The 24,727-nt window shown below is 61.1% G+C and carries 19 protein-coding genes and 1 pseudogene; 8 read left to right on the forward strand and 12 right to left on the reverse strand.

Translation table 11 applies throughout. The features are described from left to right. Positions 1-6: 6 nt before the first annotated feature. From PQR62_RS10110 to polA, 4 genes are all read right to left on the reverse strand, one after another. Complete coding sequence (locus tag PQR62_RS10110; protein WP_408157435.1) at positions 7-1,065, reverse strand: PDR/VanB family oxidoreductase; 1,059 nt, start codon at positions 1,063-1,065, stop codon at positions 7-9. Positions 1,066-1,643: 578 nt separating this feature from the next. Beyond that, entirely contained in the window at positions 1,644-2,525 is an 882-nt protein-coding gene (locus tag PQR62_RS10115) for a dienelactone hydrolase family protein (RefSeq protein ID WP_408157437.1), read from the reverse strand. A gap of 346 nt (positions 2,526-2,871) precedes the next feature. Further along, positions 2,872-4,560, reverse strand: a complete 1,689-nt coding sequence (locus PQR62_RS10120) for a methyl-accepting chemotaxis protein (protein ID WP_408157439.1) — start codon at positions 4,558-4,560, stop codon at positions 2,872-2,874. A 537-nt stretch (positions 4,561-5,097) separates the two neighbouring features. Continuing rightward, positions 5,098-7,866, reverse strand: coding sequence for a DNA polymerase I (polA, locus tag PQR62_RS10125; RefSeq protein WP_408157441.1), 2,769 nt, complete (start codon positions 7,864-7,866; stop codon positions 5,098-5,100). Between polA and PQR62_RS10130 the strand changes: the two genes are divergently transcribed. After that, positions 7,867-8,613 carry an LOG family protein gene (locus PQR62_RS10130; RefSeq protein ID WP_408157443.1) on the forward strand — a complete coding sequence of 249 codons (747 nt, stop codon included), beginning with the start codon at positions 7,867-7,869 and terminating at the stop codon, positions 8,611-8,613. It abuts the gene before it with no gap. A gap of 69 nt (positions 8,614-8,682) precedes the next feature. Here PQR62_RS10130 and PQR62_RS10135 read toward each other — a convergent pair whose 3' ends face one another. Next, positions 8,683-8,907 (reverse strand): hypothetical protein, encoded by a 225-nt coding sequence (locus PQR62_RS10135; RefSeq protein WP_408157445.1) that lies wholly within the window; start codon positions 8,905-8,907, stop codon positions 8,683-8,685. On the opposite strand from PQR62_RS10135, the gene PQR62_RS10140 reads away from it, so the two are divergent. The 4 genes from PQR62_RS10140 to PQR62_RS10155 all read left to right on the forward strand — a co-directional run bounded on the left by PQR62_RS10140 (position 8,906) and on the right by PQR62_RS10155 (position 12,990). Further along, positions 8,906-9,340: a hypothetical protein gene (locus PQR62_RS10140; protein WP_408157447.1), complete on the forward strand. Its 435-nt coding sequence runs from the start codon at positions 8,906-8,908 to the stop codon at positions 9,338-9,340. The genes PQR62_RS10135 and PQR62_RS10140 overlap by 2 nt on opposite strands. Before the next feature lie 144 nt (positions 9,341-9,484). Beyond that, the gene (locus PQR62_RS10145) at positions 9,485-10,441 is read left to right on the forward strand and encodes a homoserine kinase (RefSeq protein WP_408157449.1); all 957 of its coding nucleotides are present in this window, start codon (positions 9,485-9,487) and stop codon (positions 10,439-10,441) included. A 36-nt stretch (positions 10,442-10,477) separates the two neighbouring features. Next, on the forward strand, positions 10,478-11,290 hold the full coding sequence (locus PQR62_RS10150; protein WP_408157451.1) for a BPSS1780 family membrane protein: 813 nt from the start codon (positions 10,478-10,480) through the stop codon (positions 11,288-11,290). A 137-nt stretch (positions 11,291-11,427) separates the two neighbouring features. Then, positions 11,428-12,990 carry a methyl-accepting chemotaxis protein gene (locus tag PQR62_RS10155; RefSeq protein ID WP_408157453.1) on the forward strand — a complete coding sequence of 521 codons (1,563 nt, stop codon included), beginning with the start codon at positions 11,428-11,430 and terminating at the stop codon, positions 12,988-12,990. A gap of 99 nt (positions 12,991-13,089) precedes the next feature. Here the strand turns inward: PQR62_RS10155 and xylB are convergent, their stop codons facing one another. The 7 genes and pseudogenes from xylB to PQR62_RS10190 form a co-directional block, all read right to left on the reverse strand. Then, positions 13,090-14,568 carry a xylulokinase gene (gene xylB / locus PQR62_RS10160; RefSeq protein WP_408157455.1) on the reverse strand — a complete coding sequence of 493 codons (1,479 nt, stop codon included), beginning with the start codon at positions 14,566-14,568 and terminating at the stop codon, positions 13,090-13,092. 34 nt (positions 14,569-14,602) lie between these two features. After that, a complete protein-coding gene (gene dalD / locus PQR62_RS10165) occupies positions 14,603-16,006 on the reverse strand; it encodes a D-arabinitol 4-dehydrogenase (RefSeq protein WP_408157457.1) in 1,404 nt (467 codons plus the stop codon). Positions 16,007-16,076: 70 nt separating this feature from the next. Next, positions 16,077-17,207, reverse strand: a complete 1,131-nt coding sequence (locus PQR62_RS10170; RefSeq protein WP_408157459.1) for an ABC transporter ATP-binding protein — start codon at positions 17,205-17,207, stop codon at positions 16,077-16,079. Positions 17,208-17,269: 62 nt separating this feature from the next. Beyond that, positions 17,270-18,028 carry an HAD family hydrolase gene (locus PQR62_RS10175; protein WP_408157461.1) on the reverse strand — a complete coding sequence of 253 codons (759 nt, stop codon included), beginning with the start codon at positions 18,026-18,028 and terminating at the stop codon, positions 17,270-17,272. Continuing rightward, positions 18,025-18,807 (reverse strand): annotated as a pseudogene (locus PQR62_RS10180) (carbohydrate ABC transporter permease); the annotation flags it as partial. The gene PQR62_RS10175 and the pseudogene PQR62_RS10180, both read right to left, overlap by 4 nt. Before the next feature lie 29 nt (positions 18,808-18,836). Beyond that, positions 18,837-19,868: a carbohydrate ABC transporter permease gene (locus tag PQR62_RS10185; RefSeq protein ID WP_408157463.1), complete on the reverse strand. Its 1,032-nt coding sequence runs from the start codon at positions 19,866-19,868 to the stop codon at positions 18,837-18,839. 114 nt (positions 19,869-19,982) lie between these two features. After that, positions 19,983-21,347 carry an ABC transporter substrate-binding protein gene (locus tag PQR62_RS10190; protein WP_408157464.1) on the reverse strand — a complete coding sequence of 455 codons (1,365 nt, stop codon included), beginning with the start codon at positions 21,345-21,347 and terminating at the stop codon, positions 19,983-19,985. 334 nt (positions 21,348-21,681) lie between these two features. Between PQR62_RS10190 and PQR62_RS10195 the strand changes: the two genes are divergently transcribed. From PQR62_RS10195 to gcvA, 3 genes are all read left to right on the forward strand, one after another. After that, a complete protein-coding gene (locus PQR62_RS10195; RefSeq protein ID WP_408157466.1) occupies positions 21,682-22,671 on the forward strand; it encodes a sugar-binding transcriptional regulator in 990 nt (329 codons plus the stop codon). A gap of 81 nt (positions 22,672-22,752) precedes the next feature. Next, the gene (locus PQR62_RS10200) at positions 22,753-23,679 is read left to right on the forward strand and encodes a carbohydrate kinase family protein (protein WP_408157468.1); all 927 of its coding nucleotides are present in this window, start codon (positions 22,753-22,755) and stop codon (positions 23,677-23,679) included. A gap of 117 nt (positions 23,680-23,796) precedes the next feature. Continuing rightward, positions 23,797-24,702 (forward strand): transcriptional regulator GcvA, encoded by a 906-nt coding sequence (gcvA, locus tag PQR62_RS10205; RefSeq protein ID WP_408157470.1) that lies wholly within the window; start codon positions 23,797-23,799, stop codon positions 24,700-24,702. Positions 24,703-24,727: the final 25 nt, after the last annotated feature.

Genomic DNA, 24,727 nt, shown 5'->3' on the forward strand with positions numbered 1-24,727 from the left:
TCATTTCTAGAGATCCAGCACCAGCCGCGCACTGCTGCAACGCGAGACGCAGGGCAGAATGCAATTGCCGGCGGCGCGCTCGCGACTGCTCAGCACGCTGTCGCGATGCTCGGGCACGCCTTCCAGTACGGTGCTCTGACAACTGCCGCAAAAGCCTTCGCCGCATGAAGTGCCGATCTCCACGCCGGCTTGCGCTGCCGCGTCGACGATGCTTTGGCCCGGCTGCACCTGACAGCGCACGCCGGACTTCTGCAACACCAGCTCGAACACGGAGGAGACCGGCTCATCCGGCGTTGGCGCAGAAAAGGGCGCTGCGGCAAACAGCTCGAAATGAATATCCGCCTCTTCCCAGCCGAGGCTCTCAGCCTGCGCGCGCACCTGCGCGATGAACGGCGCCGGGCCACAGAGATACAGCGGCGTATTGCGGGCCAAGGCTGCAAGCGCCTTGTGTAAAGCCGCGGCCACCGCCTCTGCATCAAGGCCCAGATGCAGCGTGCAATGCGGCGCCATGCCGGGCTGCATCAGTGCGCTGAGAAAGGCGGCATGTTGCAGACTGCGCGCAAAATAATGCAGCTGAACAGAACGGCCGCGATGCAAGAGATCGGCGGCCATCGCATAGATGGGGGTGATGCCGATGCCGGCCGCGAACAGCACCGGCGGCACCTCGGAGGCCTGCAAAGGAAAAGCGTTCTGTGGCGCACCGCTGCTCAGTTGCATGCCGACGCGGGCCTGCTCATGCAGCCAGCCGGAACCGCCGCGTGTCGCGCTTTCGCGCTTGACGGCGATGCGATAGAAGCGGTCTTCGCCGGGCACGTTGCAGAGCGAATAACAACGCTCCAGGCCATTCGGCAGCGACAGTTTCAGATGCGCGCCGGGCGTCCAGGGCGGCAGTGATGCGCCTGCATTTTCAGCCAGGTTTGCGGCGTGCAAATCAAAGACGCGGATACCCTCGCCGTCTTCGCGTATGGCATGGATGCGCAAGGCGATGCGGCCGTCGACCGGCATAGACACAGCGCCAGACTCAGCGACCGAGGCCGCGGCGAAGCGCTTGAGCGCGGCGTTCATCGTGTTCCTCGCATGCCTCGCACGCTGCAAGCGGCGATCATCAGAACCATGCGAGAAGTTACGCAGCGGCGCTGATCGCGAACGAGATCACATGTAAGAAAGGAAGGAAAACCAGCACATGCAGGTGAGCCCAAAAAAGAACTCGATGCGCTGCAAACAGAAGCAGTCCGGATCATTTTCTCGTGTCCTATAAATTCATACAGGGCTACCGGCTGTTCCGGTAGCGTCACGAGCAATGCCCCGCAGACGATGATGTTCAGATCGCTGCTAGCCGCTTCTACTCAGTTCCAAATCTAGCAAACGGCGTGCCAACCCCGCGCCGAGCCCTGCGCCGCATCGTCGAGCCAGAAAATGGATCAAAAAGCAGCAGATCAGCCGCTTTTGTTGAAGGAAAAACAAAAACGGGGATGAAAGTTTTCATCCCCGGTGCAAAGCCTTGATGCAAATCAGTGCATGAACGGATTTATCGTGATCGCCTCGCCCCAAAATTTGGCATGCACCAATTCACTATCGCGCTTCGCAGCATCCTTGGGGGCTTGCCCCCTATATACATAGATAGAGAGGCAAGCCGGCCGGTTTTATACGCCGTGCTTCTTGAACCACTCCACCGCATGCGCCCAGCCGTCCTTGGCGTCCGCCTCGACATAGCTGGGACGATAATCGGCATTGAAGGCGTGGCCGGAATTCGGATAGACGATGAATTCCGATTTGTTGCCGGCTTTCTGCAAGGCATCCTTCATTTTCTCCACGGTATCAACCGGGATGCCATTGTCCTTGCCGCCGTACAGGCCCAGCACCGGCACCTTGAGAGAAGCCGCGATGTCGATCGGCTGTTGCGGCATCAGGGCGCTCTTGTCGCCCACCAGACGGCCGTACCAGGCAGCGCCGGCCTTGATCCTGGGATTGTGCGCGGAGTACAGCCAAACCACCCGACCGCCCCAGCAGAAACCGTTGATGCCCATGCGATTGGCGTCGCCGCCGTTTTCTGCCGCCCATTTGACGAAGGCGTCGAGGTCGGTCATGACCTGCTCGTCGGGCACCTTGGTGATGATCTCCTTCTGCAGTTCGGCGATGGAGGTGTAGGCCGCCGGGTTGCCCTGACGCACGAAAAAGTCCGGCGCGATGGCCAGGTAGCCGAGCTTGGCGAAACGGCGCGCGATGTCGGCGATATGTTCGTGCACGCCGAAGATTTCGGAGATCACGAAAATCACCGGCAAATTGGTCTTGCCTTCCGGCTGGGCGCGATATGCAGGCACGCGCTGGCCGTTGACGGTGACCGAAATTTCACCCGCAGTCAGGCCGCCGGTGTCGGTCTTGATCATGGTCTGCGCGCATACCGGCAAGACGGCGGCGGCAAAACCGGTGCCGATGGCGGTCTTGAGGAAGCTGCGGCGATCCGGGGTATCGGACAGGCTGCTCTGGCCCAGCAAGCTATCGAGGTCTTTGCGAAAATCGTTCATCGTGGTTCTCCGTTTTCAAGGCTGAGTTCAGGACTGATTTCAGGGTTGGCAGAAGGCATGCAAGACATGGCCACCAAGGCCGATGCGATGAGGCCGGGTACGGCTGAAGCGCTAAGCGAATGAAGCAATGAGGCAATGCTGGCTGGCGGCTGTACAAGCAGAGCCAAAAACAAAAAGCGGCCCGCATGCAGGCCGCTTTCGCAGAACAGATTCTGGATCTGATTCAGGGTCCGGCTCGCATCCCACAGCGGATACTAACCGCAAACTGCGATCAGCGCCGCTGTGGAAAGTCACAATCGCGCCGGCCTGAATCAGCAGCCCGGTGCAAGGCTGCCAGTTGACTATCTCATGCCTGCACCGCCAGCACATTGCCGGAAGTACCGTGCGACAGCTCGGGCGCGCCCGGCGTGACATCGATGGTGCGCTCCTCGGCATAGGCGGATGCTGACGGCAAAGCGGTCTGGCTGGCGTCGAGACGGAACACGCTCACCAGTTGCTGCAGATTGCCGGCCTGGTTCTGCAGAGAGCCGGCCGCAGCAGCGGCTTGTTCCACCAGCGCCGCATTTTGCTGGGTCATGTCGTCGATCTGGATGATCGCTTCATTGACCTGCTCGATGCCGCTGCTCTGCTCGCGATTGGCGTGCGTGATTTCCGTCATCACGTCGGTTACGCGCTTGATGCTGCTGACGATGTCGTTCATGGTGCTGCCGGCCTGTTCCACCAGCTTGCTGCCGTTCTCAACCTTGCCCACCGAGTCGCCGATCAACACCTTGATTTCCTTCGCCGCGCTGGCCGAGCGCTGCGCCAGCGAGCGCACTTCCGAAGCCACCACTGCAAAGCCGCGCCCCTGCTCGCCGGCGCGCGCCGCTTCGACCGCCGCGTTCAGCGCCAGGATGTTGGTCTGGAAGGCGATGCCGTCGATCACGCTGACGATGTCGGCCACCTTTTGCGAAGAAGCATTGATCGACTCCATGGTCGCCACCACTTGCGAGACGATGCTGCCGCCCTGCACCGCGACGTCGGAAGCGGCCAGCGCCAGTTCGTTGGCCTGATGCGCATTCTCCGCGTTTTGCTTGACGGTGGAATTGAGCTGCTCCATCGAAGATGCGGTTTCTTCCAGGGCGCCGGCCTGCTGTTCGGTGCGGCCCGACAGATCCAGATTGCCGCGTGCGATTTCGCTGGAGGCGGTGGTGATGGTCTCAGCACCGACCCGCACCTGCGACACAATGGCGGCCAGCTTGTCGCGCATCACCTTCATCGCCACCATCAGACTATCGGTATCCCCGGCGCGGGTTTCGATATGCACCGCCAGATCGCCTTCGGCAATCTGGCCGGCAATCGCAGTTGCATAGTCGGGCTCGCCGCCCAGCTTCTTCAGCAAACTGCGGGTGATCCAGTAGCCGGCCAGAATCGCCGTCACCACGCCGACGGCGCTGATGATCAGCATCAGCAGCCGTGCCTTCTCATAAGCGTTGGCGCCGGCGGCGGCCGACTCCTGATTCAGACGATCTTCCAGCACGCTCAGGGCCTTGAGCTGCACCTGCCAGCTCTTCTGCACCGGCAGATACTGATCCTTCAGAAATTGCGCCAGCTCGTAGGCTTCACGGCGCTGACCGAATTCCACCGCCTGCACGATCAGCTTGTCGGCGATGTCGGCCTGCTCCTTGATCTTCGGCAGCATGGCCTTTTCTTCGTCGGTGGTGCCGGGTGAACTTTCAAACATGGTCTGCAGCTTCTGCGCCGCCATCTTGTACTTGAGCGACTGGCCGTCGATGTATTGCGCTTCGACGTCCACATCTTCAGGTGCAGCCGGCAGCATCAGATTGCGCAGCGAGATCGAACGCTCGGCCACGGTATCCATCATGTCCTTGACCAGCGCACCCTCGGGATTCTTGATGTTGACCACAGTATTGAAGCGACCCTGCACCTGATGCATGTTGTAGATGCCGAACGCGGTGACTACCACCAGCAGCAGCACCACCCCGCCAAATCCGAGCCCGAGTCGCGAGCCCACCTTCATCCCTGTTGCTTTCATTGCCTCCTCCTTGCTTTTAATTTGATGGAGGCTGGCAACGGCTTGCGTGGAAGGGTTAAGCCGAGTGCAGCAATTGCATCACCGGCCGTATTGAATTGACGCAATGGCGCGCCATCCATGCCGATCCCGCAATGCCGATGCGACTCATGTCCCCTGCCCGCTTGCCGCCGTCACAGCCTCTTGCGACGTCATCCAACTTCGCGCAACCAGCGCCTGCGCGCAACACGAACCGCACCCGTGGCTTCGCCATTCTGAGTACGGATCATGCCTCACCGCGACCACGCAAAACGTCAGTTGCAGTGCTGCCGGTTTTACTGCCTGTTAATTTTTATGCTGTGTTTTTGGGTACTGCTTTGTCTCTGCTGCTTTATTGTTGTGTTTGTCTCTGCTCTGTCTTGATTCTTTTATTCGGGCGCTGCCTGCTCCGCCATCTTGTTATTCTTTCTGTTACTGCAATTGCATCGAGCGCCGCTCAGCTTACATTCAATTGCCCGCGACGCCCGACTTTCATCTGCACTTCATGCTCAGCCAACGGGCTTAATGCGCTTCGTCCCAATTCTTACCGATTCCGACCTCTGCTAGCAAGGGAACTTTCAACTCCGCAACATTTTTCATCAATTCAGGCAGCTTTACTTGCACAAGCGCCAACTCTGACTCCGGTACTTCCAGCACCAGTTCATCGTGCACCTGCATGATCATCTTCGATTGCAGGCCGTCTGCTTCGAGCCAGCCCTGCACCGAGATCATTGCCAGTTTGATCAGATCGGCCGCAGTGCCCTGCATCGGCGCATTGATCGCCGCGCGTTCGGCGCCCTGACGACGCGGGCCATTAGGTGAATTGATTTCAGGCAACCACAGACGTCGACCGAACACCGTTTCCACATAGCCGCGCGCCTTGGCCTGCATACGCGTTTCATCCATGTAGCGTTTGACGCCGGAGAAGCGCATGAAATATTTGTCGATATACATCTGCGCCGCCGAGCGCTCGACGCCGAGATTGCCGGCCAGACCGAAGGCGCTCATGCCGTAGATCAGACCGAAGTTGATCACCTTGGCATAGCGGCGCTGCTCGCTGCTGACCTCACCCAGGCCGACCGCAAAGATTTCTGCCGCCGTGGCGCGGTGAATGTCCTCGCCGTCGGCGAAGGCCTTCAACATGTTTTCGTCTTCCGAGATGTGCGCCATGATGCGCAACTCGATCTGCGAATAGTCGGCCGAGACGATCACGCTGCCGGCCGGCGCCACGAAGGCTTCGCGGATGCGGCGCCCCTCGGCGGTGCGGATCGGGATGTTCTGCAGATTGGGATCGTTCGATGCCAGACGTCCGGTCACCGCTACCGCTTGCGCATAGTTGGTGTGTACGCGGCCGGTGGTGGCATCCACCATCTTCGGCAGCTTGTCGGTGTAGGTCGATTTCAGTTTGGACAGGCCGCGATAGTCCAGCAGCACTTTCGGCAGCGGATAATCCTCGGCCAGTTTCTGCAGCACTTCTTCATCGGTGGAGGGCGTGCCGGACGGCGTCTTTTTCACCACCGGCAATTCCAGCTTGCCGAACAGGATTTCGCCGAGCTGCTTGGGTGAATTCAGGTTGAAAGGCTGACCCGCCAGATCGTAGGCCTGCTGTTCGATTTCCAGCATGCGCTTGCCGAGGTCGTTGGATTGCTTCGCCAATTGCTCGCTGTCGATCAGCACGCCGTTGCGCTCGATTTTCTGCAGCACCACCGAGGTCGGCACTTCGATCTTTTCGTAGATATAGAGCAGCTTGCTGTCATGCGCGATCTGCGGCCACATGTTCTCATGCAGCGCCAGCGTGACATCGGCGTCTTCCGCCGCGTATTCGGTGGCGCGTTCTATCGTCACTTCATCGAAGCAGATCTGCGATGCGCCCTTGCCGCAGACTTCGGTGTAGCTGATGGTCTTGCGCTCCAGATGCCGCGCCGCCAGGCTATCCATGTCGTGCGGGCGATGCGATTCGAAGACGTAGGATTCCAGCAGCGTGTCGTGTTTGATGCCGCGCAGCGCAATGCCGTGATTGGCGAATATGTGGCTGTCGTACTTCAGATTCTGGCCCAGCTTGGGCTTGCTGTCGTCTTCCAGCCAGGCCTTCATCTTGCCCAGCACGAAGTCGCGCGCGAGTTGCGGCGGCGCGTCCTGATAACGGTGCGCCACCGGAATGTAGGCGGCTTTGCCGGCCTCACAGCACAGCGAAATGCCCACCAGTTGCGCCTGCATGGTATCGAGCGAAGTGGTTTCGGTATCGACCGCCGTCAGCTCTGCCTCATCAATGGTCTTCAGCCAGCCGTCGAGTTGTGCTTCAGTCAGCACGGTTTCATATTCGACCGGCACGGCGCTGGCGAACAGGCCGCTTTGCGCAGGCTGTCCGGCGGCAGCGATGTTTTCGCCTGCGACTGCACCGGCCTCAGAACCGGCAGCAGGCGATGCGGTTTCTTCGCTGACCTCCTTGAGCCAGGTGCGGAAGTTGTAGCGCGTGAACAGGTCTTTCAGCGTCGCTTTATCTTGCGGCTGCATGCTCAGCGAGCCGAGAATCGACTCCATGTGCGCCGACAGATCGCAGTCGGTTTTCACAGTCACCAGAACTCTTCCCTGCGGCAGCCAGTCCAAAGCCTTGCGCAGGTTTTCACCGACCACGCCGCTGATCTTGTCGGCATTGGCCATCACGCCATCCAGCGAATCGTATTGCGCGAGCCATTTGACGGCCGTCTTCGGACCGCATTTCTCGACGCCCGGCACGTTGTCGACGGTGTCGCCGATCAGGCTCAGGTAATCGACGATGCGCTCGGGCGGCACGCCGAATTTTGCAATCACGGCGTCGCGGTCCAGCGTTTCATTGCTCATGGTATTGACCAGCGTGACGGTGTCGTTGACCAGCTGCGCCATGTCCTTGTCGCCGGTCGAAACGATGGTATTGAGTCCCGCTTCAGTCGCTTGCACCGAGAGCGTGCCGATGACGTCGTCGGCCTCGATGCCTTCGACCATCAGGATAGGCCAGCCCAATGCACGCACTGCAGCATGAATCGGTTCAATCTGCAGCGCCAGATCGTCGGGCATGGATTTGCGGGTGGCCTTGTATTCTGCGTAGAGATCGTCACGGAAAGTTTTCCCCTTGGCGTCGAACACACAAGCCACGTAACTTGCGGGATAATCATTACGCAGTCGGCGCAGCATATTGATGATCCCGTACAACGCACCGGTCGGCGCGCCTTCCGAGTTACGCATATCGGGCAGCGCATGAAAAGCCCGATAGAGATAACTGGAACCATCAACTAACAACAAGGTTTTTTGCATATGGAACTTAGAGGAAAAAATGTCCCGCGACTGCGGGAGGTGAACGATATTGAACGCGCCACTGCGAAGAAGGCGCGCGAGTCGTGGCATGTACTCACGATTATGGCAGAATTTATCGAGTCCACTGAGCGCCTGTCGGAACTGCGACCGGCGGTTTCGATCTTCGGTTCCGCCCGCACCAAACCCGACGATCCGCATTACGCGTTGTGCATCGACATCGCACGCCGCCTGTCCGACGCCGGCTACGCGGTAATTTCCGGCGGCGGCCCCGGCATCATGGAAGCGGCCAACAAGGGCGCTTTCGACGGCGCTTCGCCATCGGTCGGTCTCAACATCGAACTGCCGCACGAGCAGCACGGCAATGCCTGGCAGGACATCTCGCTGTCGTTCCGCCACTTCTTCGCGCGCAAGGTGGCCTTCGTCAAATATGCCGATGCTTACGTGGTGCTGCCGGGCGGTTTCGGCACATTGGATGAGCTGAGCGAGGCCTTGACCCTGATGCAGACCGGCAAGTCGCGGCTGATGCCGGTGATTCTGGTGGGCAGCAAGTTCTGGTCTGGCCTGATGGACTGGATCAGGACCACGCTGGTCAACGATGGCATGATCTCGCCCAAGGACCTGAACCTGCTGCAAGTGATCGACGATCCGGCCGAAGTGGTCGTCGCGATCCAGAAGTTCTACGCGGAACGCGACAAGCCGGTGGAAACAGAAGAGGATGCAGAACGCCAGAGCGGCATGTATCTGTAACGAGACGCCGGTGCGTCAGCTCGTTGATGAAGACCCGCATGCTTCGGCATCGCGGGTTTTTATTTGCCCTCACATTTGCAAGCCGGCCGCTTTTTCTTGCGGCCGCGCTGAACGTTCGTCGTTTTTTTGCGCCGAAGCCAAGAGCACCAAAAAAATCAGCAGCAAAAGCGCGAAGCTCATCTGGAGTTTATTGCCAGAATGACTATTTTCCCGGATGAAACTTGCAGAAGCGGTATCGATGGTTTTGCTACAATGCCCGCTAACGATGTCCAACCTATAAAGAAGAATCATCATGAACTCACCCAAAGTGTGGTCCAAAGAATGCCTCGCTGCCGTGCTGATCAGCATCAGCGCGGGTCTGGCGTCGCCTCTGGCGATGGCGCAAACGCCCGCCGCACCGTCGGCTGCGCCGGCGCCGCCACCACCTGAACTGGAAAAACTGGAAGAAGGCGAACCGCCTGCCGTGACCATTCAGAAACCGGGTGGCGGTGGCGGCAACAACGGCAACAGCATCAACGAACGCCGCGATCATGGCCAGACCAAGGAAATCGAAGTCAAATCAGGTCCCAGCACGTATTACCTGAAACCGCATCAGCAGGTCGGCAGCTCGACCCCGGGCGATGCGCAAAGCGGCCCGCCGACAGCGGCGCAATGGAAGGTCAAGGAATTCGACTGGGGCGGCAGCAAGCAACCGAAGAAGACCGACGCCGATAGCGACGCCAAGTAAGCCGTCAGCAAGAACAGGCAAGACCGAGGGCACTGCGGGTTCGCTCGCAGCAAGACATAACAAGCCCGGCGCAACAGGCCGGGCAAGCTAAAATGCAGCGCCCAGCGCCGATTCATCGGCGCTCAACCTTTTTGATTTTTCCCCATGGCAGTATTTACTCCGGTCAGTCTGGATGATCTATCCGGCTGGATCACACAATTCCCGCTCGGCAAAGCGCTGTCCATCAGAGGCATTTCTTCCGGCATCGAAAACAGCAATTTCTTCATCAATACGGATAGCGGCGAGTATGTGCTGACGCTGTTCGAAAAGCTCGAAGCGGAACAGTTGCCCTTTTATCTGGAACTGATGCGCCATCTGGCTGAGCGCGGCATTCTGGTGCCGGCGCCGGTGGCCAACCGCGACGGAAAAATCCTGCATCAGCTCAACGGCAAGCCGGCCGCCATCGTCAGCAAGCTGGCCGGCGAATCGCAGCTGGCGCCGCAGCCTGTGCATTGCGCCGAACTGGGCGCGATGCTGGCCTGCATGCATATGGCGGCGGAAGACTTTCCGATTCGCCAGCCTAATTTACGCGGTCTGGAGTGGTGGCTGCAAACCACGCCGACAGTGCTGCCCTATCTGCCGCCCGAGTTGCAGCAATTGCTGAGCAGCGAAGTGAAATTTCAGCAGGACTTCGCCGCCGGCCAGGTCTATGCCGAGTTGCCGCTGGGCCCGGTGCATGCCGACCTGTTCCGCAACAATGCGATGTTCGTCGGCGAAAACCTGACCGGCATCTTCGATTTCTATTTCGCCGGTTGCGACACCTGGCTGTTCGATCTGGCCGTCACCGTCAACGACTGGTGCGTGGATCTGGACAGCGGCGCGCTCGATCTGCCGCGCCTGCAAGCCATGCTGGATGCTTACCGCGCGGTGCGACCGTTTACCGCGGCCGAACAACAAGCCTGGCAGCCGATGCTGCGCGCTGCGGCACTGCGCTTCTGGCTGTCGCGCCTGTACGACTTCTACATGCCGCGTGCCGCCGAGATGCTGACGCCGCACGATCCAGGCCATTTCGAACGCATCCTGCGTCTGCGCATCAGCGAAGCTGTTCCGGCGCTGGCGTGACGCAGATGCGCCGCCCCTATTGATGATTTGAAACGCATGCAAAAACTTCCCGCAAAAACAGGCTGGATCTGGGTCAAGGAAGGCTTTGCGCTGTTCCGCAAGCAACCTGCCGAAATCTCGACGCTGTTTCTGGCCTACATGTTCCTGATGCTGGCGCTGGGCATCCTGCCGGTGATCGGCCAGGTGCTGCCGCTGATTCTGGTGCCGGTGTTCGCCATGGCCTTCATGCAGGCCTGCGCCCAGATCGAACAGGGCCAGCGCGTGTATCCGACGCTGCTGATGATCGCTTTCCGCAGCCCGGTGCTCAAGACCTTGCTCAAGCTGGGTCTGCTCTATGTGCTGGCGGCGATGATTGCGGTCGGCGCCTCCAGCCTGGTCGACGGCGGCGTGTTCTGGCGCGCCATGACCGGCCCCGGCCTTGATCCAACGCAGATTGCCGGCAGCAATCTGCAACTGGCGATGATCATGGCCGGCGTGATCTATATTCCGGCAGCCATGACCTTCTGGTACGCCGCGCCGCTGATCATGTGGCAAAACATGACGCTGGGCAAAGCGCTGTTCTACAGCTTCTTCGCCGTGCGCCGCGCCGGCGCCGCCTTTGTGCTTTACGGCCTGGCCTGGTCCGGCCTGGGCGTGGTGGTGCCGATGGTGATCAGCCTGATCGTCGGCCTGCTGATCGGCAATGCCACGATCATGATGTTTATCCTGCTGCCAATCTCGATAATATTGACCGTAGTCATGTACTGCTCTTTTTACCCGACATACACTCACGTCTTCGGCAAGCCTTACGGCAGCGCGAATGGCGTAACACCAGCCTTCGGAAGCGATTCCGACGACACCACCAGGTAACGCAGCACGAGGGAGCACGGCGCATCGGGGCGCCGCCCTCAAGTTCGTTCACGCCAGCATCGCGCCAGCCGCAGCTTTCCGTCGCTTTCTGCAGTACACCGGGAATCACAACACAGCTTCTTTGACAGGGGTAAAAGATGCGCATGAACACGCCCGTCAGCAATGTGGAACGTCCACTGCTCGACGGCAAATCGATCGTCTCCAAGACCGATCTCAAGGGCAATATCACTTACGTCAATCCATACTTCATCGAAGTCAGCGGCTTCAATGAAGAAGAGCTGCTGGGTGCGCCGCAAAATCTGATCCGCCATCCGGACATGCCGGCCGAGGCTTTCGCCGACATGTGGAAGACCATCAAGAGCGGCACGCCGTGGACCGGTCTGGTCAAGAATCGCAGCAAGAGCGGCGACCACTACTGGGTGCGCGCCAACGTCACGCCGATCCGCGAAAACGGTCAGGTGGTCGGCTATATGTCGGTGCGCACCAAGCCCGAACGGCAAGCCGTAGCCGATGCCGAAAAGCTCTATGCCAGCATCCGCAAGGGTCAGGCCAAGGGCATTGCGCTGGAGCGCGGCGAAGTGGTCAGCACCGGCCTTGCCGGGCGTCTGGCGAAACTGGCGCACATCCCGCTGAAGACCCGCATCACCTTGTCGATGTCGCTGCTGTTGCTGATGCAATTGTCGGTGGCGGTCGCCGGCTTTTTCTCGCGTCACGATCTGTGGGTCGGCGGACTGGCGGCGGCCTCGGTGCTGGTCACGCTGTCCTTATGGGCGGCCTTGCACGGTGCACTGGTGCGGCCGCTGCAGCAGGCGCTGGACGTGACCTACGCCATCACCGGCGGCGATCTGTCGAGCCGCATTACTTCCGACCGTCACGATGAAACCGGGCGCCTGCTGCGCGCGCTGCGCCAGATGAACATCAATCTGACCGCGATCATCGGCGACGTCCGCACCAATGTCGAAACCATCAGCGGCGCCACGCGCGAGATCGCGTCCGGCAATCTGGATCTGTCGCGCCGCACTGAAGCGCAGGCCGCCAATCTGGAAGAGACCGCCTCCAGCATGGAGCAACTGGCCTCGACCGTTAAGCAGAACGCGGCCCATGCGCTGCAGGCCAACCAACTGGCAGACTCGGCCTCCTCGATCGCGCTCAAAGGCGGCGACGTGGTGACCAAGACCGGCGCCACCATGAGCGAAATCAGCGAGTCGTCAAAGAAGATCGTCGACATCATCGGCCTGATCGACAGCATCGCCTTCCAGACCAATATTCTGGCGCTCAACGCGGCGGTGGAAGCGGCGCGCGCCGGCGAACAGGGGCGCGGTTTTGCGGTGGTGGCGAGCGAAGTGCGCAGTCTGGCGCAGCGCTCGGCCGGCGCGGCGAAAGAGATCAAGACCCTGATCGACGACTCGGTGGAGAAGGTGGAAATCGGCAATCGTCTGGTCGACAACGCCAGCAGCACCATGTCCGAAATCGTCGACTCGGTGAAGCGCGTAACCGGCATCATGAACGAGATCACCATCTCCAGCCAGCAGCAAAGCCAGGGCATCGATCAGGTGCATGAGGCGGTGACGCACATGGACGAAGCGACGCAGCAGAACGCGGCGCTGGTGGAACAGGCGGCGGCCGCGGCCGGCAGCCTGGAAGATCAGACCATGCGTTTATTGCAGGCGATTTCGGTGTTCAAGTTCAGCGCCAAATAATGACTGAATATTGATATATTGATCGCCTACCCGCCCGCAGCAAACAAAAAGCCGGATGAAATTTCATCCGGCTTTTTTTACTCCGTCGCAGTTCCCGCATCACTGCACATCGACATCGGAAAACAGCGGCGGCCACGCGCGATAAGCGTCGCGATAACGCTGCAGACGAATCTGCAAGGCAGCGTGCCGCGTGGCATTGGGCTCATATACCGTCAGCCGTGGCGGCTTGCTGCAGACTTCCTGCTCCTGACCGCCGGCCGCCAGCCAGGCCAGACGCGCAGCGCCGAGCGCACCGCCGGCTTCGCTGCCGACATGGGTAACGATGCGCACCCGCAGCACATCGGCCAGCAATTGCGCCCAGTAAGTGCTGCGCGCGCCGCCGCCGACCAGCGACAACTCGCTTACTGCGGCGCCCGCCACCCGCAATGCATCGAGACCATCGGCCATGCCGAAACAGACGCCCTCCAGCACCGCATAGCCGAGCGCAGCGCGTTCGTGTTCCGGCGCCAAGCCATGAAAACTGCCCTGCGCATAAGGATCATTGTGCGGCGTGCGCTCGCCCGATAGATACGGCAGAAACAGCGGCGCGTTGTCCAGCTGATCCTGATTCAAGGCTTCGATCTCGCACAGCAGCGTCTTTTCATCAACGCTGCACAAGCGGCAAAACCAGCGCAGACAACTGGCCGCCGACAGCATCACGCTCATCTGATGCCAGCGCTGCGGCAGCGTGTGACAGAAGGCATGAATGGCGCGCGCCGGATTCGGACGAAAGCGATCGTTCACCACGAACAGCACGCCGGACGTGCCGAGCGACAGAAAACCGTCGCCCGGATTCACCGCGCCGATGCCGACCGCACTGGCGGCGCCATCGCCGGCGCCGCCGGCCACGATGACTTGCGCTGACAACCCCCAGGCCTGCGCCACCTGCGGCAGCAAAGTGCCGGCACAGGCGCTGCCGTCGGCCAGGTCCGGCATCTGCGCGCGTTGCATGCCGCCGGCTTCCAGCAATTCATCGGACCAGTCGCGTTTTTCAACATCGAGCCACAAGGTGCCGGCGGCATCCGACGGATCGGAAATCTTCTGTCCGCTCATTTGCAGACGCAACCAATCCTTGGGGAGCAACACGCAGGCGGTCCTGGCAAAAATCTGCGGTTCATGGCGCGCCACCCACAAGAGCTTGGGCGCAGTGAAACCGGGCATCGCCAGATTGCCGGCCAACTGATGCAGGCGCGGCGCGCGGCGCGTCAGTTCGGCACACTCGGCGGTGCTGCGCGCATCGCTCCACAGAATCGCCGGACGCAGCACCCGGTCTTCGCTATCCAGCAGCACCGCGCCATGCATCTGGCCCGACAGGCCGATGGCGCGGATTTCGCCGAACACCGCCTCGCCCAGTTGCGCGCGCAGCGCGGCCACGCTGTCGCAGGCGGCTTGCCACCAATGCTGCGGGTCTTGTTCCGACCAGCGCGGATGCGGACGCGACACGCTCAAGGCCGTGCCGGCCAGCGCCAGCATCTTGCCGCCGCTGTCGATGACCACGGCTTTGACTTCGGACGTGCCCAGGTCTATGCCCAGATACATGGCGCTCCTCGTTGTTTTTATGGGTGGCGCTATTCTAGCGCTTCACTTGTTGCAGCCAGGCATTTATCCGCCCCAGCGCCGGCTTCAGTACGCCGTGCAAGCGCTGGTCGCCGGCCAGCTCGCCCCACAACAGGCGATCGGCGCAAAAGGCTTGCAGCGGATCACTGGAGTCCAGCATGGCGCGCGTGGCTTCATGATCAAAAATGCCGTCCTGATATTCGTAAGGCAATTGCCCCTGATGCCAGCGCTGCAGAAACACGAAGAACAGCGCCGGCAGCATGGCGGTGGCCTGCGGATCGGCGCCGCGCGCGAAGCATTCCTGCAAGGTCGGGCGGATGAAGCCGGGAATCTTGGAAAAGCCGTCGGCCGCGACGCGCTGGTTGGTGTCCTGAATATTCGGATTGCTGAAACGCGTCAGCGTGGTATCGCGATACTGCGCCAGATCGAGCGGATTCGGCGTCAGGCAGGGAATCACATCCTGCGTGATGTAGTCGTAGGCCATGCGATGAATGTCGGCATGCGCCGTACCTTCGTGGATGTAGTTCAGGCCGATCAGCGTGCCGGCCCAGGCGATGCAGCTGTGGCTGGCATTGAGGATGCGGATCTTGGCTTCTTCATACGGCAGCACCGAGGCCACCATCTCGACGCCGACTTTCTCCAGCGCCGGACGGCCTCCCTTGAAGTCATCCTCGATCACCCACTGGATGAAGGATTCGGCCATCAGCGCGCAGGCGTCGTCGACACCGGTGGCCGCCAGCACGCGCTGCCGCACCTCGGCGGTCGGGCGCGGCGTGATCCTGTCCACCATGGAATTGGGGCTCGATACATGCTGCGCCACCCATTGCTGCAGTTCGCTGTCGCCGCGCAGTTGCAGGAACTGCAGCAGGCCATCGCGGAAGCGTTCGCCGTTATGGCGCAGGTTGTCGCAGTTGAGCAGGGTCAGATCGCCGCCGCCGGCCGCCTTGCGCGCCGCCAGCATCGCGGCAATCGCGCCATAAATGGTACGCCGTGCGCCTTCGATGTCGGCGGCCAGATCGGCGTTGGCGCGGTCCAGCTGGTGACGATGATCCAGGTAGTAACCGCCTTCGGTGACCGTGAATGAAATCACGCGCGTGCGCGCGTCGGCGCCGGTGCTGATCAGCTCGCTGAGCTGCAGATCCCAGGGCACGATGCGCTGCACCGAACTGATTTCTTCATAGCTGCGCCGGCCTTCGGGCGTGACGGTTTCCAGCGTATAGCGCCCGTCCTGCGCCTGCAGGGCTTGCAGCAGCGGCGCCATGTCTTCGCGGATATTGGCCAGCGCCAGTTGCCAGCGCAGATCGGCGGCATCGCCCTGCTGCCGCAGGCGATGCAGATAGACCGCCTGGTGTGCGCGGTGAAACGATCCGGCGCCGATGTGCAGCCAGATCAGATTGTCTTGGGATTGCGCCTCGCTCATCTGCGCTCCTTGTAATGGCGTGTGATTCGAATTCGTGCTTGATGCGACGTGCTCATGCCTGCCTTGTTGATCAGTGCGTGGCGCCTGCGCTGTGCGCCGCAGCCGGCACATCCGTCATGCGCGGCAAGGCTCTGCCATCCTGCAGAAACAGATGGCAGCGCGCCGCATCGGCGGCAAAGCCAAGCACGCTGCCGGCCTGCGGATGCACGGTGTCCGGCACGCGCGAGATCAATGGCTCTTCCGACGTCGCGCCGGCGGCATAGAGGTAAGAAAAATCGCCCAGCAATTCCAGCGCGCTGAAGCTGGCGCTCAGCATCGGCGTCTGCTCCGTCACATGCAGATGCTCGGGCCGCACGCCCAGAGTGACCGCTTGCCCGACGATCAGACCGCTACCGTCGACGCGCGCCAGTTGCGTACCGCCGCCCGGCAATTGCAGCAGCACGCCCTCGCTGCTGACGGCCGCCACGCTGCCGTCGATGAAGTTCATCTTCGGCGAGCCGATGAAGCCGGCCACAAAACGATTGGCCGGATGGTGATACAGCTGCTGCGGCGTGCCGACCTGCTCGATGCGGCCCTCCGACAGCACCACGATCTTGTCGGCCAGCGTCATCGCCTCAATCTGATCGTGGGTGACGTAAATCATGGTGGTCTTGAGATCGTCATGCAGCTTGGAAAACTCCAGCCGCATCTTGACGCGCAGGGCGGCATCCAGATTCGACAGCGGTTCGTCGAACAGGAACACGCTGGGCTGACGGGTAATGGCGCGGCCGATGGCAACGCGCTGGCGCTGACCGCCGGACAAGGCGCGCGGCTTGCGATCCAGCAGATGATCGATGTGCAGGATCCTGGCCGCATGCTGCACGGCGCTGTCGATCTCGGCCTTGGATTTGCCGGCGATCTTGAGGCCGAAGGCCATGTTGTCGTACAGGCTCATGTGCGGATACAGCGCATAAGACTGGAACACCATGGCGATGCCGCGCTTGGAGGCCGGCACGTCGTTCATGCGCCGTTCGCCGATGTTGAGGTCGCCGTCGCTGATGTCTTCCAGACCGGCGATCATGCGCAGCAGCGTGGATTTTCCACAGCCGGACGGCCCGACGAAGACGACGAATTCACCGTCGTCGATATCCAGATTGATGTCGCGCATGACTTCGTTGTCGTCGTAGCGCTTGGCCAGATTTCTGATGCTCACGGCTGCCATGGAATGCTCCTTTTTGCGTTGCCCGATAGGGGCTTGTTCAGGGACTGTCTGCTTGCAAACGCTCAGCGCAGCCAGATCAGTTCGGAAATCAGTTGCGGAAACAGGCGCATGTCGTCGAATACCTTGATGGCGCCGGCCGCCTTGAGATTGCGCGCCATCGCCTTGCGGTCATGCGCCACGCCGGTGAAGCCCAGCACGTGCATGCCGGCCGCCACCGCTGCGCGCACGCCGGTGACGCTGTCGTCCACCGCCACGCAGCGGTGCGGATCGACGCCGAAGCCGGCTGCCGCCGCCAGATACACATCGGGCGCCGGTTTCGGCTTGCCTACCTCGTGCGCGCTGTGGATGTGCCCGGCGAATTGCGGCAACAGGCCGCAACGCTGGAGGCCGCGCGCGATGCGATCCGGGCTGCTGTTGCTGGCCACCGCCTTGGGCAGGCGGATCATCTGCAGTGCATCGGCGATGCCGCTCACGGCCTGCGCCTCGTTGCTGCAGGCCAGAGCCACTTCCTGGTTGATGCGTGCGGCCTGCAGTTCATTGAGGCCGAGCGCAAATTCCGCATTGACTTCATCCAGCAGCAGATCGGTGTACATGCCGAGGCGATTGGCGATGGCGCTGTGCAGCAGCGCGCTGCGCGGGTCTTCTTCCCTGTCGCCGGGATCGCCCTGCGCATCCGCGCTGCCGCCGGCATCGGCAACACTGAGCGCCGGCAGCAGCGGCAACAATTCCTGGTGCAGCACGCGCAGCGCAATGCTTTCGCTGTCGAGCAGCACGCCGTCGCAGTCGCAGACGAGATGAGTAATTGCCTGAGCCATCATCATTTCACCGCGCCAAAAGTCAGGCCGCGCACCAGCTGTTTCTGCGCCAGCCAGCCGAGCGCCATGATGGGCGCAATCGCCAGCAGCGAGGCGGCCGACAGCTTGGCCCAGAACAGGCCTTCAGGATTCGAGTACGAGGCGATGAACACCGTCAGCGGCGCCGCGTTGACGCTGGTCAGGTTGAGGCTCCAGAAGGCTTCGTTCCACGACAGGATGATCAGCAGCAGCGCCGTCGATGCCAGACCCGGCATGGCGGTCGGCAACAGCAGATAGATCATTTCCTGCCAGGCATTGGCGCCGTCGATGCGCGCCGCTTCCAGAATTTCCTTGGGCACATCATTGAAGTAGGTGTAGGCCATCCACACCGCAATCGGCAGATTGATCAGGGTGTAGATGATCAGCAGGCCCGATACGCTGTCCAGCAGGCCGGTATTTTTGGCCAGCAGATAGATCGGGATCAGCACGCCCACCGCCGGCATCATCTTGGTCGACAGCATCCACAGCAGCAGCTTCTGCGTGCGGCCGGTCGGGAAGAAGGCCATCGAGTACGCTGCCGGCACCGCCAGCAACAGCGACAGAATGGTCGAACCCAGCGACACGATCAGCGAGTTCCTGACGAAGGCCAGATAGTTGCTGCGCTCGAACACTTCGCGGAAGGTATCCAGCGTCGGCATGAAAATCAGGCTCGGCATGTAAGCCTGATGCTCGGTCTTGAAGGCCGTGATCGCGATCCAGAAAATCGGGAAGAACAACACGATGGCGCAGGCCCAGGCCAGTACGCCCACCCATAGGGGGCTGGTTTTCTTGTCGCTCATTTTTCGTTCACTCCCTTCAGATTCTTCGCCAGCATGCGCACCAGGAAGAAGGACACGATGTTGGCCAGCACCACCGCAAAGATGCCGCCGGCGGAGGCGATGCCGATATCGAATTGCTGCAGGCCGATGGAATAGACCAGGTAAGTCAGGTTGGTGGTTTCGGTGCCGGGGCCGCCGGCGGTGGTGGTGAAGATTTCAGCGAACACCGACAGCAGGAAGATGGTCTCGATCATGATCACCACCGTGATGGCGCGCTTGAGGTGCGGCAGCACGATGTAGAAGAAGATGCGGATCGGACCGGCGCCGTCGAGCTGGGCGGCTTCCTTCTGATCGCCGTCCAGCGATTGCAACGCCGTCAGCAAGATCAGGAAAGCGAAGGGAATCCATTGCCAGGAGACGATGATGATGACCGACAGCATGGGGTATTCGGCAAGCCAGTCGATAGGCTGCAAACCCAGATGGCGCATGACGAAGGCCAGCATGCCGTAGACCGGATGCATGATCATGTTTTTCCAGATCAGCGCGGCCACGGTCGGCATCACGAAGAAGGGGCCGATCACCAGCAGACGCGCGATGCCGCGTCCGCGGAAGGGCTGATCGAACAGCACCGCCAGCAAGGTGCCGCCGATCACGCTGATCACCAGCACCGAGCCGATCAGCAATGCGGTGTTGGCAATCGAGGGCCAGAAAGCCGGATCTTCCAGCAGAAATTGATAGTTTTCCAGACCGACGAAACCGGTCTGGTCGGGCGCCATCAGGTTGTAGCGATTCAGCGAAAAGTAAATCGTCATCGCCAACGGCACGATCATCCATGCCAGCAACAGCAGCACCGAGGGCGCCTGCAGCAGACGCACCGGCGAAAAGCGCGACGGGCCTTGGGAACGGGTGCCGGAGGAAGCGGGTGAGCGCTTCGTCGCGGTTGAATCTGAAGAGCGTTTGGCGCTTGGCATGGTCGGTGGATGCAGCGGATGAATCGATGACATGGCGGCCTCGATGCGGTTCTGGTTCTGAAAATGAGAGCGACGCATTGCGTCGGCTTGATCCGGATGAGGCTGTTGCGGCGCCCGCAAAAGAGGCGGGCGCGCAATCAGGCAGACGATGCCGCGCGTGGAGCCGGCCATCGTCCGCTCTGCAGACCCGGCTTACTTGAAGTAACGCCCTTGCCGCATCATGCGCACGGCCTGTGCTTGCGAGGCTTGCAGTGCAGCGTCGGCGGTGCTTTTGCCGGCCAGCGCACCGGCAATCGCCTGACCGGTCACGGTGCCGATGGACTGGAACTCCGGAATGGTGGCGAACTGGATCCCGGTGTAGGGAACCGGTTTGAGCGTCGGGCTGTTGGCATCTGCGGTCTGAATCGCGTTGAGCACGAAGTCGGCGTAAGGCGATGCCTTCTTGTACTCGGGCGAAGCATAGGTCGACATGCGCGTGCCCGGCGGCACCAGGCTCCAGCCGTTATCCTTGGCGACCAGCTGGATGTATTCCTTGGAGGTGGCCCAGGCGGCGAACTTCTTGGCGGCATCCTGCGACTTGGACGACTTCGGCACCGCCAGCGACCAGATCCACAGCCAGTGCGATCCCTTATCGGTGGCGGCGATCGGCGACGGTGCAAAGGCGGTCTTGTCGGAGACCTTGGAGTCCTTGCCGTGATACAGCATGCCGGCAGCCACCGTGGCATCTATCCACATGCCGCATTTGCCGCTGGAGAACAGCACCAGGTTTTCATTGAAGCCGTTGGAGCTGGCGCCCGGCGGACCGTATCTGCGCATCAGTTCGACGTAGTTGCCGACCGCCTGTTTCCATTCCGGGGTGTTCAATTGCGGCTGCCATTTTTCATCGAACCAGCGGCCGCCGTAGGCGTTCACCATGGTGCCGATCAGCGCCATGTTTTCGCCCCAGCCTGCGCGGCCGCGCAGGCAGATGCCGTACACGCCTTTGGCCGGCTCATGCAGCTGCGCGGCCAGCTTGCCGATGTCGTCCCAGGTCGGTTTTTCCGGCATGGTCAGCTTCTTTTGCGCGAACAGATCCTTGCGGTAATAGGTCATCGAGCTTTCCGCGTAGAACGGCAGCGCATACATCTTGCCGTCGGTGGTCAGCCCTTCGCGCACGGTCTTGATCAGATCGGCTTCGTCGTAATCGGCCGGCAGCCCGGTCATCGGCGCCAGCCATCCCTTCTTGGCCCAGATCGGCGCTTCATAGGCGCCGATGGTCATCAGATCGAACTGGCCGCTATTGGTGGCGATGTCGGTGGTCAGGCGCTGGCGCAACACGCTTTCCTCCATGGTCACCCAGCGCAGCTTGATGTCGGGGTTGGCTTTTTCAAAGTTGGGCGCCAGCTTTTGCAGCTCGATCATGTCGGGGTTATTGATCGAGGCAATGTTGAGCGTGACCTGCTCTGCCTGAGCGGCGCCGCTTGCAAGAGCGGCGAGGGTTCCCAGTGTTCCTAGTGTTGCGAACAGTGCGATCGTGATTGCAGAACGACGTGGTAAAACGCGGGCGTTGGAACGCATGCTTGTCTCCGTTATGCCTGACGACACGCCCTCCCATCGCTGCTGCAGCGGAACACCGTGTTCCGCATCGCGATTTTTCGTGTCTGTCTTCGGCTTTGTTTTGAGCAAATAATATTTTTGTGAGCAAATAATCAGACATCCCAAAAATAAAGTCAAGCATTTGTCTTTTGATTGAGCAAATGCTTAAATTTGGCAATAATGAGACCCATGCAGCACGCAAAACCGGCAAGATCAGCCGCCGCCTTACAATGTGGGATCACGGGATTTTCCCGTTCCTGCATACATAACAGGCGGAATCAGATCACGGGGCGTCCGCAGCAAAAAAGGGAAATCGATGTCATCCAGCCAATCCAAACTCGATCTGGCCGCACGCGCGGCGTGGATGTATTACGTCGCCGGCAACACGCAGAATGAAATCGCCGAACGGCTTGGCATTTCGCGCCAGATGGCGCAGCGCATGGTGGCCTACGCCGGCGCCTCGAATCTGGTCAAGGTGCAGATCACGCATCCGGTGTCGTCCTGCCTGGAACTGGCGCAGGGCCTGCGCCAGCGCTATGGCCTGGAGGTCTGCAGCGTGGTGCCGAATGCAGTCGATCCTGCCGCCGGCGGCGGCGCACATGATGCCAATCCGCGTGAAGCGCAGGAAGTGCAGCAGATGCTGGCGGTCGCCGGCGCCGAAGTGATGGAGCAATATCTCGGCCGCGAAATGCCGCTGATCGTCAATGTCGGCTCCGGCCGCACGCTCAAGGCCGCCATCGAAAAGATCAGCGAAATGGAGCGGCCGCAGCATCAGATCGTGTCGATGATCGGCGCCTTCGCCTCGGACGGTTCGGCCAATCGCTACGACGTCGCCCTGCTGGCCGCGGAAAAACTGCAGGCGCGCTTTTATCTGCTGCCGGCGCCGCGCGTCGCCGAGAATGAGGCCGACCGCAAGCAATGGTGCAATCACCGCGCCTACAAGATCGTGACCGGTCTGGCCGAGAAAGCCGACGTCACTTTCCTCGGCATCGGCACCATCGCGCTGCAGGGCGCGATGCACGAAGACGGCTTCATCGACGATGCCGAAGTGGCGCAGTTGCAGCAGCAAGGCGCGGTCGGCGAAATGATTTGCCACGCTTTCGATGCGCAGGGCAAGCTGCTGCGTTCGTCGCTGTCCTCGCGCATCACCACGCCGCCGCTGAATGCGCGGCCGGACAAGCCGGTCATCGCGCTGGCCGGCGGCAGCAAGAAGGCGGAGGCTGTGCGCGCGGCCTTGCGCGGCGGCTGGCTCACCGGTCTTGTGACCGATGAAGTGTGCGCACGACATGCGCTGCTGGACCAATAAGAATCTAAACATCAACGACGGCACGCGTCTGAAAGCGCCGTCCATGCCAACAATAACGAGCAATCGCAACGGAGACCTTGCATGAGCCACATGCCCGCAGAATTCGTCATCTTCGGCGAAGCCCTGACCGACTTCATCCGCCAGCCCGACGGCCAATGGCGTGCGTTGCCCGGCGGCGCCTGCTGGAACGTGGCGCGCGTCGGCGCCCGCCTGGGCGTGGCGACCGGCTATGCCGGCAGCCTCAGCACCGACGTGTTCGGCCAGGAGCTGTATACCCTCACGCGCGAAGCCGGCCTCGACCTGCGCTTCACCCAGCAAGTCGCCAAAGCGCCGCTGCTGGCGATGGTCACCTCGACCACGCCGCCCGATTATTTCTTCATCGGCGACGACAGCGCCGACCTGCATTTCGACCCGGCGCAATTGCCGGCAGGATGGATGGACGAGGCCAGAGTCTTGCAGTTCGGCTGCATCAGCCTGACGCGTGAACCGCTGGCCTCGCGCCTGCTGGAGATCGCCACCGAAGCGGCAAAGCGCGGCAAGCGCATCGCCTTCGATCCCAACTGGCGCAAGCTGATGGATCAGCCGGCCTACCACGTTCTGATGCGCAAACTGCTGGCGTTGTCGCATTACGTGAAGGTCTCGGATGAAGATCTGGAGAAGCTGTTTCCGGGGGACGAGCATGCTCTGGCCACCTTGCAGCAGCTGGCGCCGCAGGCCGAAATTCTGCTCACGCGCGGCAGTAAAGGCATGCGCTGGATCAAGGGCGGGCAGCAGATCGATCAGCCGGCGTATCGGGTTGAGGTGATCGACACCGTCGGTTGCGGCGACGCCTCCATGGGCGGCTGGATCGCCAGCATTCTGCGGCAGCCGGATGCGCCGGTGCAGGCGCATTTGCAATGCGCGGCGGCCTGCGCGGCCTTGTCCGCTGCGCGGGCGGGGGCGTATGCGGCGACCTGGGAGGAAGTGCAGGCGTTGGCGGGATCACCAGTCCGCAACGCCCCTGCCTGAGGATTGCAGTGATCTGAAGCCTGCATTTGCGCATCAACGAGGGGCCGGCCGGAATGCTCTATCATGAGCTTTCATTCATGAAATTCATTTCCGGAACACTCACCGCCCGGCCATCACATGAGAGACCTTCCTCCCACTGCCAGCTTGCGCGCCTTTGAGGTCGCGACACGGCACGCCACGTTCACCTCTGCCTCGGAAGAATTGCATGTCACCCAAAGCGCGGTCAGCCATCAGCTGAAGCATCTCGAAGAGATCTGGGAATTGCAGCTATTCCAGCGTGGGAAGTCATTGAGTCTGACGCCTGCCGGCGCAGCACTTGCGCCCATCGTGCGTGAATTCCTCATGAAACTGGAAGCCACGCTGTCCGACCTGAGGGAGCAGAACGGCAGAGTCCGGCTTAAGGTCAGCACCACCTATTCCTTCGCCCTGAAATGGCTGCTGCCGAGATTGCCGGGCTTGTCCCGGCAACATCCGGAAATCCTGGTCACCCTGGAAACCACTGACAAAGCCATCAAATTCTCCAGCGCCGAACCGGATGTTGCGATCCGCTTCGGCAATGGGAATTACCCGGGCCTGCACTCCGAATTCATGTTCAGGGAACAGATTTTCCCGGTGGCCAGCCCTGATCTGCTGCAACGCTTCGGCGCGCCGCGCGAGCCTGCCGAATTGCTGCGCTACCCGCTGCTGACGCGCGATGGCGCGGATCTGGTGCCGAAATGGGAGCTCTGGTTTCAGCAAGTGGGCGTCGGCATTTCTTCCTTGCAGGAAAGCGTCAGATTCGCCGACACCAACATGACCATTGAAGCTGCACTGCTGGGTCAGGGAATCGCGCTGGCGCGAAGCGGGCATGTCGAAGCCGAAACAGGCGATGGCAGCCTGGTCAGATTGTTTGACGTGCCGTTCGCGTCTCCCGTCGCCTACTATTTCGTCTGCCCTAAGGGCGTCGAGGCGCAAGCGCACGTTGTCAGCTTCCGCAACTGGCTGCTGGCGGAAGCCGGCAAGGCTGAACAGGCCTACCGCTAGCACATGAGGATTTACTCATGTCGCA

The sequence above is a fragment of the Herbaspirillum lusitanum genome (genome assembly GCF_046025995.1).
In the GTDB taxonomy this organism is placed as follows: domain Bacteria; phylum Pseudomonadota; class Gammaproteobacteria; order Burkholderiales; family Burkholderiaceae_D; genus Herbaspirillum; species Herbaspirillum lusitanum_A.

Bases quoted from the DNA above. Each gene is read 5' to 3' on its own strand.
- PQR62_RS10110 (WP_408157435.1), bottom strand. From the start codon at position 1,065: ATGAACGCCGCGCTCAAGCGCTTCGCCGCGGCCTCGGTCGCTGAGTCT.
- PQR62_RS10115 (WP_408157437.1), bottom strand. From the start codon at position 2,525: ATGAACGATTTTCGCAAAGACCTCGATAGCTTGCTGGGCCAGAGCAGC.
- PQR62_RS10120 (WP_408157439.1), bottom strand. From the start codon at position 4,560: ATGAAAGCAACAGGGATGAAGGTGGGCTCGCGACTCGGGCTCGGATTT.
- polA (WP_408157441.1), bottom strand. From the start codon at position 7,866: ATGCAAAAAACCTTGTTGTTAGTTGATGGTTCCAGTTATCTCTATCGG.
- PQR62_RS10130 (WP_408157443.1), top strand. From the start codon at position 7,867: ATGGAACTTAGAGGAAAAAATGTCCCGCGACTGCGGGAGGTGAACGAT.
- PQR62_RS10140 (WP_408157447.1), top strand. From the start codon at position 8,906: ATGAACTCACCCAAAGTGTGGTCCAAAGAATGCCTCGCTGCCGTGCTG.
- PQR62_RS10135 (WP_408157445.1), bottom strand. From the start codon at position 8,907: ATGATGATTCTTCTTTATAGGTTGGACATCGTTAGCGGGCATTGTAGC.
- PQR62_RS10145 (WP_408157449.1), top strand. From the start codon at position 9,485: ATGGCAGTATTTACTCCGGTCAGTCTGGATGATCTATCCGGCTGGATC.
- PQR62_RS10150 (WP_408157451.1), top strand. From the start codon at position 10,478: ATGCAAAAACTTCCCGCAAAAACAGGCTGGATCTGGGTCAAGGAAGGC.
- PQR62_RS10155 (WP_408157453.1), top strand. From the start codon at position 11,428: ATGCGCATGAACACGCCCGTCAGCAATGTGGAACGTCCACTGCTCGAC.
- xylB (WP_408157455.1), bottom strand. From the start codon at position 14,568: ATGTATCTGGGCATAGACCTGGGCACGTCCGAAGTCAAAGCCGTGGTC.
- dalD (WP_408157457.1), bottom strand. From the start codon at position 16,006: ATGAGCGAGGCGCAATCCCAAGACAATCTGATCTGGCTGCACATCGGC.
- PQR62_RS10170 (WP_408157459.1), bottom strand. From the start codon at position 17,207: ATGGCAGCCGTGAGCATCAGAAATCTGGCCAAGCGCTACGACGACAAC.
- PQR62_RS10175 (WP_408157461.1), bottom strand. From the start codon at position 18,028: ATGATGATGGCTCAGGCAATTACTCATCTCGTCTGCGACTGCGACGGC.
- PQR62_RS10185 (WP_408157463.1), bottom strand. From the start codon at position 19,868: ATGCGTCGCTCTCATTTTCAGAACCAGAACCGCATCGAGGCCGCCATG.
- PQR62_RS10190 (WP_408157464.1), bottom strand. From the start codon at position 21,347: ATGCGTTCCAACGCCCGCGTTTTACCACGTCGTTCTGCAATCACGATC.
- PQR62_RS10195 (WP_408157466.1), top strand. From the start codon at position 21,682: ATGTCATCCAGCCAATCCAAACTCGATCTGGCCGCACGCGCGGCGTGG.
- PQR62_RS10200 (WP_408157468.1), top strand. From the start codon at position 22,753: ATGAGCCACATGCCCGCAGAATTCGTCATCTTCGGCGAAGCCCTGACC.
- gcvA (WP_408157470.1), top strand. From the start codon at position 23,797: ATGAGAGACCTTCCTCCCACTGCCAGCTTGCGCGCCTTTGAGGTCGCG.